General features: G+C 62.9%; 1 protein-coding gene. It reads right to left on the bottom strand.

The genetic code is table 11. The annotated features are described in order from the left end of the window. Window positions 1-224, bottom strand: a 224-nt coding sequence (locus tag D2V08_RS18225) for a photosystem I reaction center subunit XI (protein ID WP_220473371.1), incomplete at both ends; no start/stop codon positions are given.

Raw genomic sequence — 224 nt, 5'->3', positions numbered from 1 at the left:
CCCTCAGCCGTCTGCAGCTGATCCGGCACCTTCTTCCTGCCCGTCAACGTCAGCGACGGCGCCGTCGACGGCTCGCCTTCCTTAAACGATGCAATCCCGTAGATGGTGAGGGTGATGCTCAGGATCACAACTAGGCCAGCTGCAGCCAATGAGCCTGCTGGGCCTGCAATCTCCGTGTTCCGGAGTGGGCCCGTCTTCACGAACGGGCCCACCAGGAGGAACCC

Origin of the sequence: Flagellimonas lutimaris (genome assembly GCF_003581615.1) — a bacterium.
Taxonomy (GTDB): domain Bacteria; phylum Bacteroidota; class Bacteroidia; order Flavobacteriales; family Flavobacteriaceae; genus Flagellimonas; species Flagellimonas lutimaris.
This window is presented reverse-complemented; position numbering and strand designations above follow the sequence as displayed.